This is a genomic window from Pseudomonas sp. NPDC088429 (assembly GCF_044753305.1).
Classification (GTDB): domain Bacteria; phylum Pseudomonadota; class Gammaproteobacteria; order Pseudomonadales; family Pseudomonadaceae; genus Aquipseudomonas; species Aquipseudomonas rustica.
Genome location: NZ_JBIVMX010000007.1, coordinates 1 through 13,736 on the forward strand (window position 1 = coordinate 1; position 13,736 = coordinate 13,736).

Annotated in this window: 17 protein-coding genes and 1 tRNA gene; 8 read left to right on the plus strand and 10 right to left on the minus strand. The window is 57.7% G+C overall.

Translation table 11 applies throughout. From position 1 onward, the window contains the following. Positions 1–146: 146 nt before the first annotated feature. Positions 147–223 (minus strand) — tRNA-Arg (locus ACIP66_RS06380). A gap of 276 nt (positions 224–499) precedes the next feature. On the opposite strand from ACIP66_RS06380, the gene folD reads away from it, so the two are divergent. After that, entirely contained in the window at positions 500–1,354 is an 855-nt protein-coding gene (gene folD, locus ACIP66_RS06385; protein WP_053121798.1) for a bifunctional methylenetetrahydrofolate dehydrogenase/methenyltetrahydrofolate cyclohydrolase FolD, read from the plus strand. A gap of 230 nt (positions 1,355–1,584) precedes the next feature. After that, positions 1,585–2,523: a D-alanyl-D-alanine endopeptidase gene (pbpG, locus tag ACIP66_RS06390; RefSeq protein WP_400646399.1), complete on the plus strand. Its 939-nt coding sequence runs from the start codon at positions 1,585–1,587 to the stop codon at positions 2,521–2,523. A gap of 180 nt (positions 2,524–2,703) precedes the next feature. Here the strand turns inward: pbpG and ACIP66_RS06395 are convergent, their stop codons facing one another. The 3 genes from ACIP66_RS06395 to ACIP66_RS06405 all read right to left on the minus strand — a co-directional run bounded on the left by ACIP66_RS06395 (position 2,704) and on the right by ACIP66_RS06405 (position 3,890). Continuing rightward, a complete protein-coding gene (locus ACIP66_RS06395) occupies positions 2,704–2,910 on the minus strand; it encodes a hypothetical protein (protein WP_400646401.1) in 207 nt (68 codons plus the stop codon). A 12-nt stretch (positions 2,911–2,922) separates the two neighbouring features. After that, entirely contained in the window at positions 2,923–3,129 is a 207-nt protein-coding gene (locus ACIP66_RS06400) for a DUF6021 family protein (protein WP_053121804.1), read from the minus strand. Between the two features lie 89 nt (positions 3,130–3,218). Beyond that, positions 3,219–3,890 (minus strand): peptidase C39 family protein, encoded by a 672-nt coding sequence (locus ACIP66_RS06405; protein WP_282357044.1) that lies wholly within the window; start codon positions 3,888–3,890, stop codon positions 3,219–3,221. Between the two features lie 233 nt (positions 3,891–4,123). On the opposite strand from ACIP66_RS06405, the gene ACIP66_RS06410 reads away from it, so the two are divergent. Then, positions 4,124–4,291 carry a hypothetical protein gene (locus ACIP66_RS06410; protein ID WP_400646403.1) on the plus strand — a complete coding sequence of 56 codons (168 nt, stop codon included), beginning with the start codon at positions 4,124–4,126 and terminating at the stop codon, positions 4,289–4,291. 169 nt (positions 4,292–4,460) lie between these two features. Here ACIP66_RS06410 and ACIP66_RS06415 read toward each other — a convergent pair whose 3' ends face one another. Both ACIP66_RS06415 and ACIP66_RS06420 read right to left on the minus strand, forming a co-directional pair. Continuing rightward, positions 4,461–5,210 (minus strand): TerC family protein, encoded by a 750-nt coding sequence (locus tag ACIP66_RS06415; protein ID WP_053121808.1) that lies wholly within the window; start codon positions 5,208–5,210, stop codon positions 4,461–4,463. A gap of 30 nt (positions 5,211–5,240) precedes the next feature. Further along, a complete protein-coding gene (locus ACIP66_RS06420; protein WP_053121810.1) occupies positions 5,241–5,483 on the minus strand; it encodes a hypothetical protein in 243 nt (80 codons plus the stop codon). Between the two features lie 236 nt (positions 5,484–5,719). On the opposite strand from ACIP66_RS06420, the gene nhaR reads away from it, so the two are divergent. Continuing rightward, entirely contained in the window at positions 5,720–6,619 is a 900-nt protein-coding gene (gene nhaR / locus ACIP66_RS06425; RefSeq protein WP_212545707.1) for a transcriptional activator NhaR, read from the plus strand. Here nhaR and ACIP66_RS06430 read toward each other — a convergent pair. Continuing rightward, the gene (locus ACIP66_RS06430) at positions 6,614–7,777 is read right to left on the minus strand and encodes an MFS transporter (RefSeq protein ID WP_159815550.1); all 1,164 of its coding nucleotides are present in this window, start codon (positions 7,775–7,777) and stop codon (positions 6,614–6,616) included. The two genes, nhaR and ACIP66_RS06430, sit on opposite strands and share 6 nt — an antisense overlap. 337 nt (positions 7,778–8,114) lie before the next feature. Here ACIP66_RS06430 and sstT point away from each other — a divergent pair, with 337 nt between their 5' ends. Next, positions 8,115–9,347, plus strand: a complete 1,233-nt coding sequence (sstT, locus tag ACIP66_RS06435) for a serine/threonine transporter SstT (protein WP_159815549.1) — start codon at positions 8,115–8,117, stop codon at positions 9,345–9,347. Between the two features lie 325 nt (positions 9,348–9,672). Here the strand turns inward: sstT and ACIP66_RS06440 are convergent, their stop codons facing one another. Further along, entirely contained in the window at positions 9,673–10,182 is a 510-nt protein-coding gene (locus tag ACIP66_RS06440) for a DUF1993 family protein (RefSeq protein ID WP_053121818.1), read from the minus strand. Between the two features lie 126 nt (positions 10,183–10,308). Between ACIP66_RS06440 and ACIP66_RS06445 the strand changes: the two genes are divergently transcribed. Further along, positions 10,309–10,956 (plus strand): YceH family protein, encoded by a 648-nt coding sequence (locus ACIP66_RS06445; protein ID WP_159815548.1) that lies wholly within the window; start codon positions 10,309–10,311, stop codon positions 10,954–10,956. 133 nt (positions 10,957–11,089) lie between these two features. Here the strand turns inward: ACIP66_RS06445 and ACIP66_RS06450 are convergent, their stop codons facing one another. Together ACIP66_RS06450 and ACIP66_RS06455 are read right to left on the minus strand one after the other, a co-directional pair. Then, the gene (locus ACIP66_RS06450; RefSeq protein WP_400646410.1) at positions 11,090–11,605 is read right to left on the minus strand and encodes a cupin domain-containing protein; all 516 of its coding nucleotides are present in this window, start codon (positions 11,603–11,605) and stop codon (positions 11,090–11,092) included. A 190-nt stretch (positions 11,606–11,795) separates the two neighbouring features. Then, positions 11,796–12,614, minus strand: a complete 819-nt coding sequence (locus tag ACIP66_RS06455) for a shikimate 5-dehydrogenase (protein WP_400646412.1) — start codon at positions 12,612–12,614, stop codon at positions 11,796–11,798. Positions 12,615–12,871: 257 nt separating this feature from the next. Here ACIP66_RS06455 and ACIP66_RS06460 point away from each other — a divergent pair, with 257 nt between their 5' ends. Continuing rightward, positions 12,872–13,225 carry a hypothetical protein gene (locus tag ACIP66_RS06460; protein ID WP_400646414.1) on the plus strand — a complete coding sequence of 118 codons (354 nt, stop codon included), beginning with the start codon at positions 12,872–12,874 and terminating at the stop codon, positions 13,223–13,225. A gap of 224 nt (positions 13,226–13,449) precedes the next feature. Then, on the plus strand, positions 13,450–13,644 hold the full coding sequence (locus ACIP66_RS06465; protein WP_400646417.1) for a hypothetical protein: 195 nt from the start codon (positions 13,450–13,452) through the stop codon (positions 13,642–13,644). Positions 13,645–13,736: the final 92 nt, after the last annotated feature.

Here is a 13,736-nt window from a genome sequence, read left to right on the forward strand (position 1 = left end):
CACGCGCCCGACTCTTACATCTGTCTCCTATCGTACTACGGGGTTGAAGTACTGGAACGACACCACGACTACGCTACTCCAACTCCCTAGGACATCCAACTGAGCTACGCCCACCATATCGCGTTACTTGTGCCAAAGCTGCCTAATGGCGCACCCGGCAGGACTCGAACCTGCGACCATCCGCTTAGAAGGCGGATGCTCTATCCAGCTGAGCTACGGGCGCCTTATTAATCTGTACTCTAAAAGAACTACAAACTAAGTGCTTTTCAGTCTTCGCAAAACCGTAATCCTGCTCGACCTTCTTAACCAGTGCTAGGCTGTGCCCGACAAGTGCGACGAATAGTATAGAGCGCTCCGAAGGTCGTCAAATCCTTTTTGAAAAAAATTCATTTAATTAAAGGAGTTAGGGGAATTTGCTGACCAAGCGCCTTTGCCCTCACCGCCCGACATGCGAGAATGCGTTCTCTTTTTTTCCCCTCTCGATGGTTAATCACGCGCAATGACTGCACAACTAATCGACGGCAAATCGATCGCCGCCAGCCTGCGCCAGCAGATCGCCAAACGAGTTGCCGAGCGTCGCCAGCAAGGCCTGCGCACTCCCGGCCTCGCGGTGATCCTGGTCGGCAGCGATCCTGCCTCTCAGGTTTATGTCTCGCACAAGCGTAAAGACTGTGAAGAGGTCGGCTTCCTCTCTCAAGCCTACGACCTGCCCTCCGAAACCACGCAACAAGCGTTGACCGATCTGATCGATCGCCTCAACGACGACCCTGCGATCGACGGCATCCTCCTGCAACTGCCGCTGCCTGAGCACTTGGACGCCTCCAAATTGCTGGAGCGCATCCGCCCGGACAAAGACGTCGACGGTTTCCATCCTTATAACGTCGGCCGTCTGGCCCAGCGCATCCCGCTGCTGCGTCCGTGCACGCCTAAAGGCATCATGACCCTGCTGGAAAGCACCGGTGTTGATCTTTATGGTCTGGACGCGGTGGTCGTTGGCGCTTCCAACATCGTCGGTCGCCCGATGGCGATGGAACTGTTGCTGGCCGGTTGCACCGTGACCGTGACCCACCGCTTCACCAAGGATCTTGCCGGCCACGTCGGCCGTGCTGATCTGGTGGTCGTCGCCGCCGGCAAGCCGGGCCTGGTCAAGGGCGAATGGATCAAGGAAGGCGCGATCGTCGTTGACGTCGGCATCAACCGTCAGGACGACGGCAAACTGGTCGGCGATGTTGTTTACGAAACCGCCCTGCCCCGCGCTGGCTGGATCACGCCAGTCCCGGGCGGTGTTGGCCCGATGACCCGTGCCTGCCTGCTGGAAAACACCCTCTACGCAGCAGAAACCCTGCACGCTTAAGACGGTTTTTTCGCAGCATCAAAACCCCGCCCCGTGCGGGGTTTTTCGTATTCGAGAAAAAACTATAACCGTTCGCCGGAAACCCCTCTTTTTACAGGCCTTTTCACGAGATTTTCAGGTCACTCAAACAACCATCGACAGATCTTCAGCCATACTCCTAGAATGCGACGCTTTGAAGAAATAACCCGTTACAAACTAACGGAATATCCAACCTTTATGAGTTCGCCCGCGTGAAAATTCGTCTTTCGATTCTGAGCCTGTTTTTTGCTTTCACAGGCACATTCATCACGCCAACGATCAACGCTGCGGAAACCACCGCTGCCCCGCGTGACGCTTCGACCCTGAAGATCGCTTCCGGCAGCGCCCTGCTCATGGATATGCAGACCAACAAAGTCATTTATTCCAGCAACCCTGACGTGATCGTGCCGATCGCTTCCGTCAGCAAGCTGATGACTGGCCTGGTGGTGGTTGAAGCCAAACAGAACATGGACGAATGGATCGATGTCGACATCAAAAACACGCCAGAGATGAAGGGCGTGTTCTCCCGAGTCAAACTGAAAAGTGAACTGCCGCGCCGCGAGATGCTGCTGATCGCTTTGATGTCTTCGGAAAACCGTGCCGCCGCCAGCCTCGCGCATCATTATCCGGGCGGTTATGCAGCCTTTATCGCGGCGATGAACGCCAAGGCCAAGGCGCTGGGCATGACCAACACTCACTACGTCGAGCCGACCGGTTTGTCCGAGCGCAACGTTTCCACGGCGCGCGATTTGAGCAAGTTGTTGGTCGCAGCGAGCAAGTACCCGATCCTCACTGAATTGACGACCACCAAGGAAAAGACCGTGTCGTTCCGTAAACCCAATTACACCCTGGGTTTCCGTAACACCGACCACTTGGTCAACAAGGCAGACTGGGACATCAAGATCACTAAAACCGGCTTTACCAATCCTGCTGGTCACTGCCTGGTATTGGTGACGCGCATGGGCAATCGCCCGGTGGCGCTAGTGATTTTGGACGCGTTCGGCAAGTACACGCATTTTGCCGATGCGAGCCGGATTCGTAGCTGGGTTGAGACTGGGCGCAGTGCCAGTGTTCCGGCGGTGGCACAGCAGTACAAGACTGATAAGAACCTGAAGAATCGCCAGAGTGGCGTGGTTGAGGCTTCGAAGTAGAACGTCTTATTGAGGTTTTCACTCTTGGCTGTGGCGAGGGGATTTATCCCCGATGGACTGCGCAGCAGGCCCTTCTTTTAAATCAAAAGCGGGGGCCGCTTCGCGACCCATCGGGGATAAATCCCCTCGCCACAGATAAATCCCCTCGCCACATTTAGATCTCACTAAATCTGAGAGACCTCAATCATTCGGCAACGGCATCTGTTCATCATCAGGTATGCCATCCCCCTTGCTCGGATCCCGCTCCAGATCCGGCGTCAGCACATTCGGCCGGGCCAGCGGATCGCGCAGCGGGCTGTCCGGATCCAGCACTGGATCAACTTCAGGCTCAAGCGTCGTCGGTACGCTGTCAGGTTTTTGATCATCGAAGCTTGAATCGGTACTCATACGCACCTCGCATCAAGGTTTCAGATTGGCTAACGGGTCGTAGGGTTTGGCCGGTTTTTTGTCGTCGTCGCCGGGCTTCACGTCTTTCGGCGCCTTGGCCGGGCCAACGGGATCGACTTGCGGGTCGTCAAGATCCGGTGAATCGGGATCGAAACCCAGGTCATCGCCCGAGGAATGCTCGGATGAATGTGGGCCTTTTGGGGATGTGGACTCTGCCATGCTTGCCTCCTGATTCACCCGCGAAATCGGGTTATAGAGGTAAGAGGCTTGCCGGACACAGACGTGCCCGGCAGATGACGAACGGAGAACTAGTGCGCCGCCAAGGCCTTTTTCGCCTGCGCCGCTTCGTTTTCCTGACCGGCCTGCGCCAGTTCATCGGCCGCTTTGAGCCAACGCGCACGATCCACCGCAGCGGGAATCTGCGTCGGTTTTTGAATCAGAATTGCCCAGCCGCCGGATTTTTCGAAAGCTGATTCAAAGGAGGCAAAGTCCATCAACTCGCGACGGTTCATGCCGGCGCGCAGCAGGACTTTCTGTTTATTGCGGTCGTAGCCGGAAAGGATCGCGTAACGCGGCTCAGCCCAGAACGCCGAGCCTTCGCTGAAACGCACCATCACCGGGTAACCGGCCGCCACCTGAGTCAGCAGCGCGGGCAGATTGCTGTCCAGCGGATAGACGACCATGCCGTATTCACGGGCAAGGTTCTGAATGTTCTGCTGCAACTTGTCTTCAGCGCCCGGCACATGCAGCGGTTTTTCCAGCAAACCCGGGGTGATCACCACGCCCTGCTGCGACAGCAGACTGGCCAATACCTGCGGCCCGCTCTGGAAGGCCTGCCCCCGATAGAACCTGCCACTGAGTTCGACACGCTCCGGCAAACGCTTGACCTCCGGCGCCACACTGCCCGCACACCCCGTCAATGCAGCCACGCAGCCAGCAACCAACAGCGCCGCACACACTCGAGAAAATACCTGCACCATCTTCGCTCTTTGTTCAGACGCCGGTATCGTGTTCCGGCAAGGTCACCGATCATAGGGCGGCAAACCGCTGCGGTATAGCCTTAAACCGCAGGGGCGGCGATTGCATAGAGCAAACTGATTAGTCATCACCGACCTTTGGTCAATAGCGTGTAACACCCGGGCAACTAGACTGTCAGTGAAACAGAGCGAATTGAAAAAGTGTGAGCCCGACGCAGGGCAAAGAGGAGGCACTGATGAGCCTGACCATGACCATTGTGATGTTGATTGCCAGTTGGCTGGCCGTGGCGGCGGCCATGCTGTGGGGGGTGTTGCGGATTTCGCGGCGGCACCATCATCCGGTTGAGCCTGCGAAGGTTGAGAAAGTCGAGAAACAACCCACCCGTCACGCGACCGCGCACTGACCCAAGGGATTTTTCGGAAAGAAAACGCAATTGGACTTTGTAGGAGCTGCCGAAGGCTGCGATCCTTTGACGTTGAAGATCAAAGATCGCAGCTTTCGGCAGCTCCTACAGGATGCAAAAAGGCCGCCTGAACTTATGCAGTTCAGGCGGCCTTTTGCATGGTCAGCGGTTAAGCCTGCGCAGCAAGTTTCTTCTGCTTGGCACGACGCGACAACATGTTCAGCACCTCGATACCCGCCGAGAACGCCATGGCCGCGTACACATAACCTTTCGGTACGTGGGCGCCGAAGCCTTCGGCGATCAGGGTCATACCGATCATGATCAGGAAGCCCAAGGCCAACATCACCACAGTCGGGTTGTCGTTGATGAACTTGGCCAGCGGATCAGCCGCCAGCAACATCACCAGCACCGACACCACCACCGCGATAATCATGATCGGCAAGTGCTCGGTCATGCCGACCGCAGTAATGATGCTGTCGATCGAGAACACCATGTCGAGCAACAGGATCTGACCAATCGCAGCCGCGAAGCCCAGCGTCACGGTCGACGTGGCCGACTTTGGATCTTCCGGTGCCGGATCCATGCTGTGGTGGATCTCGGTTGTGGCTTTCCAGACCAGGAACAGACCACCGGCGATCAGGATCATGTCCTTCCAGGAGAAGGCCTGGCCGAGGATGTCGATCACCGGTTCCGTCAACTGCACGATAAACGCGATGGTGCTCAACAGCGCCAGACGCAGGATCAACGCCATGCCGATACCGATGCGGCGGGCCTTCTGCTGGTACTGCTTAGGCAGCTTGTTGGTCAGGATCGAAATAAAGATCAGGTTATCGATGCCGAGCACGATTTCCATCACCACCAGTGTGGCCAAGGCAACCCAGGCGGTCGGGCTGGCGGCGAGTTCTAACAAATATTCCATGGGTCAGTCCTGACTCTTTGTGTGACTAAATTAGATGGTCTTGGAGGAAGATTCGGATTCGTCCGAGTCTTTTTCCGGTGTTGGTTTTTTCTCGATCAGCCCGCCGGTAGCGTCGCTGAGCGCTTGCTCGGCAGCTTTATGGGTGTCGTCGATCGCCTGTTTGGCGCTTTCGGCGGCTTTGCCCATCAGTTGCTGAGCGCTTTTTTCGGCTTGATCGCAACCGGCCAGAACCAGTAAAGACGCAATCAACAGTGCAGTGCTTTTGAATTTCATGAGGCTTCCTTCGAATGAACAGACAGGCTCACAGACCGGCCGTCGATGGCTGGGCATTCTAGGGAGGTGAACACTTCAGGAAAATTCGTATTTTAAGCGGCTATACTTCGGTTTTTACGAACTCACACACTATTCAATGTAGGAGCTGCCGCAGGCTGCGATCCTTTGATGTTGGCCTTTTAAAAAAAAGTCAAAAGATCGCAGCCTTCGGCAGCTCCTACACGGGGGCGCGGCGGATGCTCAATTACCGACAACTGCATTACTTCTGGGTCGTGGCCAAGACCGGCAGCATCGTGCGTGCGTGCGAGCAGCTGAACCTGACGCCACAGACCATCAGCGGGCAGATTTCCCTGCTCGAACAAACTTACGGCATAGAGTTGTTTCGGCGCGTGGGTCGTCAACTGGAGTTGACTGAAGCCGGGCGCCAGGCCCTACCCTACGCCGAGCAGATGTTTCAACTCGGCGGCGAACTGGAGCTGATGCTGCGCGCGCAGCCCAACGAACAGCAAATCCTGTTCCGCGTTGGCGTGGCGGACGTGGTGCCGAAATCCATCGTTTATCGCCTGATCGCGCCGACCATGGAGCTCAGCGAACCGCTGCGCATCACCTGCCGCGAAGACAAACTCGAACGTTTGCTCGCCGACCTGGCGATCCAGCGTCTGGATCTGGTGATTTCCGACAGCCCGATGCCCTCGCACCTCGACATCAAGGGCTACAGCCAGAAGCTAGGAGAATGCGGGATCAGTTTCTTCGCCACCGCCGAACTGGCGGCGAAGTACGGCCAGGATTTCCCACGCAGCCTGCACGGTGCGCCGCTATTGATTCCCGGCGCCGAAACCGTGGTGCGCAGCCGTTTGCAGCGCTGGTTTGCCGAGCAGCAGATTCAGCCGCAAATCGTTGGGGAGTTTGATGACAGTGCTTTGATGCAGGCCTTCGGCCAATCCGGCAGCGGGATTTTTATTGGCCCGAGCGTGATTGCCGATGAAGTGAAGCGCCAATACGGCGTCGAGTTGATTGGCCAGACCGACGCGGTGACCGAGTCGTTCTACGCCATTTCGGTGGAGCGCAAGGTCAAGCACCCCGGCATCGTTGCGATTACCGAAGGTGCCCGACGCGAGTTGTTTACCGCGTTATGACGCTTCGGCGCAGACTTCGCGCGGCTTCAGCGTCATCAACACCATGGCCAGAAACACCGACAACAAAATGAAACCGGCGGCGGCAAAACCGAGAAAGCCCAGACCTGCACCGTCGATAACCCGGCCACCGACCATGGCGCCCAGGCCGATCCCCAGATTGGCCCCGGCAATGTTCAACGAGGCAGCAAAGGCTGGTGCTTCTGGTGCGGCTTTCATCAGGCGCACATGGCTGACCAGGAACAACGCTGCCTGGGTAATACCCCAAATACCCATCGCCACCGCCAGCCCCACTGGCGAATGAATGTTCGGCACCAGCGAGACCATGCCGGCAATCATGAATGCGCAGAACAACACCGACGCGCCCAGCGGGTGCTTATCCACTGCGCGACCGCCCAGCGAGTTGCCGATCAGCCCGACCGCGCCGAAGCCCATCAGGCACCAGCCGACCACGGTGCCGTTGAAACCGGCGAGGCGCTCAAGGATGTCGGCCAGATAGGTGTAAGCGGTAAACATACCGCTGAACACCAGAATCGACAGGACGATATGGCCGATCATCAGCGGGCTGCGCAGGATCTTGAACTGCGACGCGAAGCTGACCTGATGCTGGTGCAGGCTGGTTTTCGGCAGGTACACAAACAGTAGCAAGGCCTTGGCAAAGGCGATCACCGCCAGAATGCCGAAGGCACTGCGCCAGCCGAACGCATCGGAAATCAGCGTGCCGACCGGAATGCCGAATACCGTGGCGCAGACGATGCCGAAACCGATCTTGGCAATCGCGCGACCGGCGAAATCCGGGCCGACGATGTCCACCGCAGTCTCACTGGCCAATGCCCAGAACACCGGCAAACCAAGAGCCGGGATCAATCGGGCAAACGCCATCACCCAGATATTCGGCGCCAATGCTGCCACGGTGTTGGCGATGCCGAACATGATCAGGATGCTGATGAACAACTTGCGCCGTTCAAATCGAGCGAAATACGCGGTGAGGAATGGCCCGAACAGCGCCACCGTGAACGCGAATAGAGTGACCAGCAGCCCGGCCTGCGGAATGCTGACCTCAAGGTCGCGAGCGATCGCCGGCAGCAAGCCGACGATGACGAATTCCGTGGTCAACACCGTAAAACCGGCGGCGGACAACAGAAGGATGGGTAACAGCATGGGTAACTCCAGCAAAACGACGACACCAGCGTTGACCCGAGGGCCCGCTGGCAGAACTTTAAAATTAGGATGCGCAATCTTAACAGAGTGTGTCCGCAGTGACTTGCACAAACCTGCCGACTTTGTTGCCTGATCCGGCGGCAGATCGTCACACGCCTGAAGGATAAAGCCTACGCTGTGATAAAGTCCGCGCCCTGAAAAACGTACACCCCTGATCAACCGCCCGTTTAACGGCGTTGATATCGCCTCACCCTTTCGGTTCGTGACGCTGGTCTGCCCCCGAATTTGCCAGCGCGTTCACTCAACCTTGCGCTTATAAAAAATCAGAGATGCCGTTATGACTGCTTCCTCCCCTTCTCTATTGCAACGCCTGAAGAACCTGAGCCTCGTCGCGCAGATCCTCATCGGCCTGATCGCCGGTATCGCTTTGGCGCTGTTCGCCCCGGAAGTCGCGAAAGACACAGCGTTCATCGGCAAAGTGTTTGTCTCGGCGTTGAAAGCCGTCGCACCGATTCTGGTGTTCGTGCTGGTAATGGCCTCGATTGCCAACCACAAACACGGTCAGGAAACCCATATTCGCCCGATTCTGTTCCTGTACTTGCTGGGCACCTTCGCCGCTGCCGTAGTGGCTGTGGTCGCGAGCATGGCGTTTCCATCGCATCTGGTGCTGTCCACCGAAAACGTCGCGGTGACGGCACCGGGCGGTATTGGTGAAGTGCTGCAGAGCTTGTTGTTGAGCGTGGTGGAAAACCCGGTGAAGGCGCTGATCGAAGCCAACTTCATCGGCATTCTGGCCTGGGCGATCGGCATGGGCGTGGCGATTCGGCATGCTGGCGACACCACTCGTGAAGTGCTCGGTGATTTGTCCAACGGCGTGACCTTGATCGTGCGCGTGGTGATTCGCTTCGCGCCGCTGGGTATTTTCGGTCTGGTGGCGTCGACGCTGGCGACCTCGGGTTTCGGCGCGCTGATCGGTTATGCGCACCTGCTGGCCGTGCTGCTCGGTTGCATGCTGTTTGTGGCGCTGGTGATGAACCCGCTGATCGTGTTCTGGAAACTGCGTCGCAACCCGTATCCGCTGACCCTGATGTGCCTGCGCGAAAGCGGTATCACCGCATTCTTCACCCGCAGCTCGGCGGCGAACATTCCGGTCAATCTGGAATTGAGCAAGCGTCTGGGCCTGCATGAAGACACCTATTCGGTGTCGATCCCGCTCGGCGCGACCATCAACATGGCCGGCGCGGCGATCACCATTACCGTGCTGACGCTGGCGGCGGTGCACACACTGGGCATTGCCGTGGACATTCCGACAGCGATTCTGCTGAGCGTGGTCGCGGCGATTTGTGCGTGCGGCGCTTCGGGTGTGGCGGGTGGTTCGCTGTTGTTGATTCCGCTGGCGTGCAGCCTGTTTGGGATTCCGAGCGAGATTGCCATGCAGGTGGTGGCGGTCGGTTTCATTATTGGCGTGTTGCAGGATTCGGCGGAGACGGCGTTGAATTCTTCGACGGACGTGCTGTTTACCGCAGCGGCTTGCCTGGGTGAAGAAGAGAAAGCCCAACGCACCGCATGACCCCTGTAGGAGTGAGCCTGCTCGCGATGGCGTTGTGTCCGTAACATCATCGTTAAATGACACACTGCTATCGCGAGCAGGCTCACTCCTACAAAAAACAAAGCCCGCCATGGTGTGAACCTTGGCGGGCTTTTTTGTGGCGGAGATCTTTTCCCCCTCACCCCCAACCCTCTCACCTAAGGGGGCGAGGGGAAAGGGAGCTGATCTGTGTGCTGTTCAAAACGAGTGTTCGACTTGATATTTCACGTCGGTGCAGCTCGAACACACAACTCCGTCAGTCCCCTCTCCCTCAAGCAGCGGGTTAGGGTGAGGGGCTTCTGGCCGCTTAGAACGCGCCCATGTAATCGCGCTTGCCCACTTCCACACCGTTATGACGCAGCAGCGCATAAGTGGTGGTGACGTGGAAGAAGAACTGCGGCAGGCCGTAAGTCAGCAAGTACGACTGACCGCTGAAGCGCTTCTCTTTCGGCGTGCCCGGACGGGTCACAATTTCAATGCCTTCCTTGCCATCGATCTGCTCTGGCTTGATCTCGCCGATGAAGGCCAAGACCTTGGCGATCAGCGCTTGCAGCTCGGCGAAGGAGGTTTCAGTGTCGTCGTATTTCGGCAGTTCGACTTCAGCCAGACGCGCGGAAACGCCTTTGGCGAAATCGACGGCGATCTGTACCTGACGGGTCAGCGGGAACATGTCCGGGAACAGACGCGCTTGCAGGAACGCGTTCGGATCGATGTTTTTCTCGGTGGCGTGGGCTTCAGCCTTTTTCAGCACATCGCTCAGGGCGTTGAGCATTTGTTGAAAAACCGGGACGGATGCAGCGTACAGGGAAATGGTCATGGCAGTCTCGTGTGGTGGCTGGGTGGAACAAGGAGGCGATTATAGCCATGCTTTGATGACCGCACGGCTTGCCTTTTGTTTGGCAAGGATTAGGCTAGGCGGCTTCGACTGCAGAGGGAACGCGCGATGACCACAGAACCAGAATCCACCTTCGACGAGCCGCGGCTCAACGCCACGGAAATCCGCATCCTCGGCTCGTTGATCGAGAAACAGGCGACCAGCCCGGAAACCTATCCGCTGACCCTCAACGCATTGGTCACGGCGTGCAACCAGAAAACCAGCCGCGAACCGGTGATGAACCTGACCCAAGGCCAGGTCGGCCAAAGCCTGCGCGCACTCGAAGGTCGCGGTTTTGCCAAACTGGTCATGGGCAGCCGCGCCGACCGCTGGGAGCACAAGGTCGACAAGGCGCTGGAACTGGTGCCGGCGCAGGTGATTCTCAGTGGTTTGATGTTTCTGCGCGGCCCGCAAACCGTCAACGAACTGCTGACCCGCAGCGGCCGCATGCACGATTTCGAAGATGCCGAGCAGGTGGTGCATCAACTTGAGCGCCTGATCGCGCGCGGGTTGGCGGTGTTGATTCCACGTCAGGCCGGGCAGCGCGAGGATCGCTATACCCACGCGCTGGGCGATCCGGCGGATATCGAGGCGATTCTGGCGGCGCGCAGTAATCCGCAGGAGCGCGGTGCGAGTGGCGGTGTTTCGCTTGAGCGTATCGAAGAGCTGGAAGCACGCATTGCCGCGCTGGAAGAGCGCCTAGCCCGCCTCGAATAACCAACATAAACCCCTTGTAGGAGTGAGCCTGCTCGCGATAGCGGTGTGTCAGTCACATTATCTTTGAATGACACACCGCTATCGCGAGCAGGCTCACTCCTACAGGGTTGTGCGTCAATTCAGGATCTGTGGGCTATTCGCCGTCCCAGTAATCCACGCCATCCGCCTGCCGCGCCACGGCGACGAAACCTGAGGCATTGCCCTCGGCATCGACCGTGAAGTTATCCATCACCGCGTATTTATTCGAATCCGGATACTCACAGATCTCCGGCTGCTGGGTGCTCACCGCCAGATAGCGCAATTCAGCCTGGCTGGTATTGATGATCTGGTGCGCCTTCTCCGGCCCACCCGGTGGACAGGCGATCACATCACCCTCGCGAATCGGAAAGCGCTCGGCACCAAGGCGCACCTCGCCCTCCCCGGCCACCACGTAGAACATTTCCTCGTTGACCCGATGACTGTGAAACGGACTGCCGCGCATGCCGGGTGGCAAGGCGTAGAGGCGATAGCCGAGTTTCTGTGAGCCAAGCTGCTGACCGACCCGCGCCATGCGTTGCTGATAGCGGCCCGCGGTTTCGCCTTCAGGGGCGAGGGCTTCGGGTAAGGGTTCGAGTTCGACCTGATGCAGGTTGAGGATGGGCGGATGCATGGGGGCCTCGGTCATGGTTTTTATGGTGGGCAAGTCTGTGCTTGCTGGGGAGGCAGTATAGGCAAAAGTCTGATCTGGAACCGTGTCGCGGCCATCGCGAGCAGGCTCACTCCTACAATTGGAATGCGTTCCCCTGTAGGAGTGAGCCTGCTCGCGATGAGGCCGGTGAGGCCGCTACAAAACCGTGCAATCAGCTACGCGCAAAAGCCACCGCCGCCGCAAACTGCTCCTCATTCGGCCGCACCCCGGTGTACAGTACAAACTGCTCCAGGGCCTGAATCGCGATCACTTCCAACCCGGTTATCACCCGCTTACCCTCCGCGCGACCACGCACGATCAACGGCGTCTCCGACGGAATCGCCACCACATCAAACACCGTCTGCGCCGCTTTGATCACCTCAGGCTCAAACGCCAAGTGCCCCGCCTCCGGCCCGCCGTCCATGCCCACCGGCGTCACATTGATCAGCATCTGTGGCCGTTCATCGCCCAATTCTGCCTGCCAGCGATAACCGAGCGAGTCCGCCAGCGCACGTCCGGCACGTTCATTGCGGGCCACGATCAGACCGTTTTTGTATCCACCATCGCGCAGGGCACTGGCCACCGCTTTGGCCATGCCGCCGCTGCCGCGCAGGACGAATGTCGATTCTTTCGGCACGGCGTGGGTTTCCAGCAATTGCGCCACGGCGATGTAATCGGTGTTGTAAGCCTTGAGATGCCCGGCGGTGTTGACGATGGTGTTGATCGACTGGATCGCCGCCGCCGACGCATCCAGCTCATCGACCAGCGCAATGCAGGCTTCCTTGAACGGCATTGACACGCCGCAACCACGAATGCCCAACGCACGAATGCCGCCGACAGCGCCGGTCAGATCCTGGCTGCTGAACGCCTTGTAATAGAAATTCAGGCCTAACTGCTCATACAAATGGTTGTGAAACCGCAGACCGAAGTTGCCGGGGCGCCCGGACAGGGACATGCACAATTGGGTGTCTTTGTTCGGGTTCATCTGCATGAAACTTCTCCTTCTAAACGCACTTTCGGATGGACGGGATTAGCCATTCCATCGGGTCTGTTCGATCATACCGACGTGTCTGCACAGGCTTCGCCACAAGGGTCGAATGCCCGGTAAAGAAACCGGTACAGACCTTACACAAAATTTACCTGGCGGCTGTGCTGAATTTCAGAATTTCGCTGTCTTAGAAGTATCCCCGTGACGTTCATGAGCCTATTGCAGGCCTGGACGACGGGTTGAAGAACCGAGGAATTATCATGATTCGTAAACTCCCCATAGTGGCCCTGTTGATCGGTGCTTTTGCTGTTACGGGGCAAGCGCAAGCCCACGGTGGCAATTACTGGCAAGGCCCTGCGGTGTTTGGCGCAATCGTTGGCTCGGCCATCATTGGCTCGGCGCTTATCAACCAGAACCGTCCCGTGTACGTGCAGCAAGCGCCGGTGTATGCCGCACCGCCTCCGGTGTATGTGCAACAACCGCCGCCACCGGTCTACTACCAACCGGCGCCGGTTTACGTGCAACAACCGGTTTACGTGCCGGCCCCGGTGTATTACGGGCCACCACACGGTTATTACGGTCGTCCGTATCCTCCGCATTACGGTCGCTGGTAAACCAGAGCCCCGCTATTGAAGCGGGGCTTTTTTTTGACCGTTTGTCGGCCATCGTCTGAAAAAATCTCGTCAAGGTCGCTGTGAGGACAGTTTCAAAGGCTAAAGTCGTCATGATCAATCAGGAATCGTTGAGGCTGAACACACAACGGTCATCTTTTTGTCATGACGGAACCGCAAGCTGAATCCGTCCGTAAACAACAGGTTGATAAAAACAAGGACGATCCATGCCAACACAGAACCCGCACCGCATTGTCGGTTTATGCACCTCGGGCAAGGTGTACAACACCCTCACCGAACTCAAGCACCTGGAAGGTCACCGCTGCGCCAAATTTCTCTCGTTACTGGCAGAGAATCTGGTGCACAAGGGCCTGCTCAACGAGCACGAAGTCATGCACATGCTCGATCAAGTGGTGGACTGACGCCAAACCTCATTGGCGTCAATGACCACTATCGAAAACGTTGATTGTCCGTTAAACCATCGAGTCCCTAAGGTAGCTCCATAGATCACTGG

Coding starts and splice junctions, on each gene's coding strand:
- folD (WP_053121798.1), top strand. CDS start 500: ATGACTGCACAACTAATCGACGGCAAATCGATCGCCGCCAGCCTGCGC.
- ACIP66_RS06395 (WP_400646401.1), bottom strand. CDS start 2,910: ATGAGTACCGATTCAAGCTTCGATGATCAAAAACCTGACAGCGTACCG.
- ACIP66_RS06400 (WP_053121804.1), bottom strand. CDS start 3,129: ATGGCAGAGTCCACATCCCCAAAAGGCCCACATTCATCCGAGCATTCC.
- ACIP66_RS06405 (WP_282357044.1), bottom strand. CDS start 3,890: ATGGTGCAGGTATTTTCTCGAGTGTGTGCGGCGCTGTTGGTTGCTGGC.
- ACIP66_RS06410 (WP_400646403.1), top strand. CDS start 4,124: ATGAGCCTGACCATGACCATTGTGATGTTGATTGCCAGTTGGCTGGCC.
- ACIP66_RS06415 (WP_053121808.1), bottom strand. CDS start 5,210: ATGGAATATTTGTTAGAACTCGCCGCCAGCCCGACCGCCTGGGTTGCC.
- ACIP66_RS06420 (WP_053121810.1), bottom strand. CDS start 5,483: ATGAAATTCAAAAGCACTGCACTGTTGATTGCGTCTTTACTGGTTCTG.
- nhaR (WP_212545707.1), top strand. CDS start 5,720: ATGCTCAATTACCGACAACTGCATTACTTCTGGGTCGTGGCCAAGACC.
- ACIP66_RS06430 (WP_159815550.1), bottom strand. CDS start 7,777: ATGCTGTTACCCATCCTTCTGTTGTCCGCCGCCGGTTTTACGGTGTTG.
- sstT (WP_159815549.1), top strand. CDS start 8,115: ATGACTGCTTCCTCCCCTTCTCTATTGCAACGCCTGAAGAACCTGAGC.
- ACIP66_RS06440 (WP_053121818.1), bottom strand. CDS start 10,182: ATGACCATTTCCCTGTACGCTGCATCCGTCCCGGTTTTTCAACAAATG.
- ACIP66_RS06445 (WP_159815548.1), top strand. CDS start 10,309: ATGACCACAGAACCAGAATCCACCTTCGACGAGCCGCGGCTCAACGCC.
- ACIP66_RS06450 (WP_400646410.1), bottom strand. CDS start 11,605: ATGCATCCGCCCATCCTCAACCTGCATCAGGTCGAACTCGAACCCTTA.
- ACIP66_RS06455 (WP_400646412.1), bottom strand. CDS start 12,614: ATGCAGATGAACCCGAACAAAGACACCCAATTGTGCATGTCCCTGTCC.
- ACIP66_RS06460 (WP_400646414.1), top strand. CDS start 12,872: ATGATTCGTAAACTCCCCATAGTGGCCCTGTTGATCGGTGCTTTTGCT.
- ACIP66_RS06465 (WP_400646417.1), top strand. CDS start 13,450: ATGCCAACACAGAACCCGCACCGCATTGTCGGTTTATGCACCTCGGGC.